The organism is Kitasatospora sp. MY 5-36 (genome assembly GCF_001182915.1).
In the GTDB taxonomy this organism is placed as follows: Bacteria; Actinomycetota; Actinomycetes; order Streptomycetales; family Streptomycetaceae; genus Kitasatospora.
On record NZ_LFVW01000111.1, the window covers coordinates 1 to 2,244 of the forward strand.

Genomic DNA, 2,244 nt, shown 5'->3' on the forward strand with positions numbered 1-2,244 from the left:
GTCATCCGGGTCATGTCGCCGGGCACGTCCACCGTGCGCAGCCGGCCGGCCCGGGCGGCGGCGGCCCAGGCGACCAGCGCGACGGCGGCCAGGGTGCCGCCGGCCACCGCGACGTCCACCCAGGGGGCGAGGCCGGAGGTGTCGGTGCCGTACAGCGAGCCGGTGGTAGCGAGCACCGGGACGGTCAGCGCGTTGCCCACGACGACCCCGAGCAGGGTGCCGACGGCGGCCGGGACCAGCGCCTGGGCGACGTACGCCCGCACCACCTGGGCGGGGGTGCAGCCGAGCGCCTTGAGCACGCCGATCCGCCGGGTGGCGGTGCCGACCGCGCCGGCCACCACATTGCCCGCGACCAGCACGGACATCGCCATGCCGAGCAGGCCGAAGGCGACCATGAAGGGCAGGAACAGCGCGGTGTTGCGGTCCGAGCCCTGTTTGGCGGTGAGCCAGGACTGGGCGCCGGTGAGCGCCCCGGCGGGGGCGGCGGCGGTGACGGCGGCCCGGTCGGCGGCCATGGCGTCGGCGCTGCCGGCGTCGCTGAAGCGGTAGAGCATCTGGTAGCCGGGGGTGCTGCCGGGCGCGGTGAGGGCGGCGACGGTCTCCGGGGTCACCCAGGCGTCGGCGGTACGGCTGACGGAGCGGGCGAGGCCGACGACCTTGAGGGTCGGCGCCCCCGGCAGGCCGGGCACCCGCAGGCTGCCGCCTAGCCCCCTCGGCTGGTCGTGGTATCCGGCGTCGACCACCACCTCGCCCGGCTGCTGCGGCCAACTCCCTTGGACCAGAGTGACGTTGTCGACGCCGACGGCGGCCGAGCCACGCCCGGCGACGGTCATCGGCCCCATCGTCACCCCGGGCGGCATGCCCAGGCCGGGGCCCGGCTCGGGGTCGACGGTGACGGTGCGGTACGGCCCGGCCGCGGCCGCCACCCCGGGGGCGTGCGCGGTGGCGGCGAGCTGGTCGGCGCTCGCCCGGGCGCCGTCGAAGCGCGCGGTGAGGTGGGCGCCGCGCTGGTGGTCGAAGGCCTGGTCGAAGGGGTCCTGGGAGGCGACCAGCAGCGAGCCGCCGAGGACGGAGCAGGTGGTGGCCACCAGGGCGGCCAGCCCGACCGCGACGGACTGCGTCCGGCGCCTGCGCACACCGGCCCGGACGACCCTGCCGAGCGCGCTCATGCCGTCACCGCCGGGCCCGGAGCCGTACCCGAAGTCGAAGCCGCAGCCGAGTCCGCCTCGACCCGGCCGTCCCGCATCCGCACGGTGCGGGTGGCGCAGTCCTCGGCCAGGGTCAGGTCGTGGGTGACGAGCAGGACGGTCTGCCCGTCCTCGTGCAGTTCCCGGAACAGCTCCTTGACGTCCTCGCCCGAGGCCGAGTCCAGCGCCCCGGTCGGCTCGTCCGCCAGCAGCAGCGTCGGCCGGTTCATCAACGCCCGTGCCACCGCGACGCGTTGGCGCTCACCGCCGGAGAGCCGGCCCGGGTGGGCGCGGGCGTGCCGGTCGATGCCGAGGCTCTCCAGCAGTTCGGCGGCCCGACGCCGGGCCTCGGCGCGCGGGACGCCGGCCAGTTCGCCGGCCAGCACCACGTTGTCGGCCACGGTGAGGTCGTCCAGCAGGTTGAAGAACTGGAACACCATGCCGATCGTGCCGCGCCGGTAGCGGGCCGAGGCCGCCTCGCCCAGCCGGTCCACCCGAACCCCGGCCACGGTGACCGTCCCGGCGCTCGGCCGGTCCAGCCCGGCGACCAGGTTCAGCAGGGTGGACTTCCCGCTGCCGGACGGGCCGAGCACGGCCACCGACTCCCCCGTCCGCACGCTCAGCGTGACCCCGTCCAGGGCCGCCCGGGCGCCCTCGTAGTGACGGCTCACCCCGTTCAGTTCGATCACCGGATCGCCGCTCATGTCCCCGCTCCTCGTCGTTGCCCGCCTGCTGACGAGGACGAAGGTACGAACGGGCGGCCCGCGCCCGCGTCAGCCGTCCGCCGCACCATCGCTACCGCGTCCGGCGGACCCGGGCGCGGCGTCATCCTTCCGACGTAGTCGCCGGGTGTACCCGTCGCCCGCCACCCGCGGGGCTGTCCCCCGGCGCCCGCGGCCCCCACAATGTCCCGGTGATCAACCATCCGACGGTGCGGCGGCTGCGCGCGGCGGTCCGGCTGGCCGGCGGCCCGGGCGGACCGCCGCCGCCCCGGCCGACCAGGCGCGGCCTGGCCTTCGACCTGGCCCTGGCCCTCTTCCTCGCGCTCACCGGCGGG

2 protein-coding genes are annotated in these 2,244 nt (G+C 76.7%); both read right to left on the reverse strand.

Annotation, left to right across the window (positions count from 1 at the left end):
• Nucleotides 1-1,169: FtsX-like permease family protein (locus tag AE652_RS09275; RefSeq protein ID WP_049650741.1), on the reverse strand; the 1,169-nt coding region annotated here is incomplete at its 3' end.
• Nucleotides 1,166-1,891, reverse strand: coding sequence for an ABC transporter ATP-binding protein (locus tag AE652_RS09280; RefSeq protein ID WP_049650742.1), 726 nt, complete (start codon nucleotides 1,889-1,891; stop codon nucleotides 1,166-1,168). The genes AE652_RS09275 and AE652_RS09280, both read right to left, overlap by 4 nt.
• Between the last annotated feature and the right edge of the window lie 353 nt (nucleotides 1,892-2,244).

Excerpts from the sequence above, each read along its gene's own strand:
- AE652_RS09280 (WP_049650742.1), bottom strand. The coding sequence starts at position 1,891 with ATGAGCGGCGATCCGGTGATCGAACTGAACGGGGTGAGCCGTCACTAC.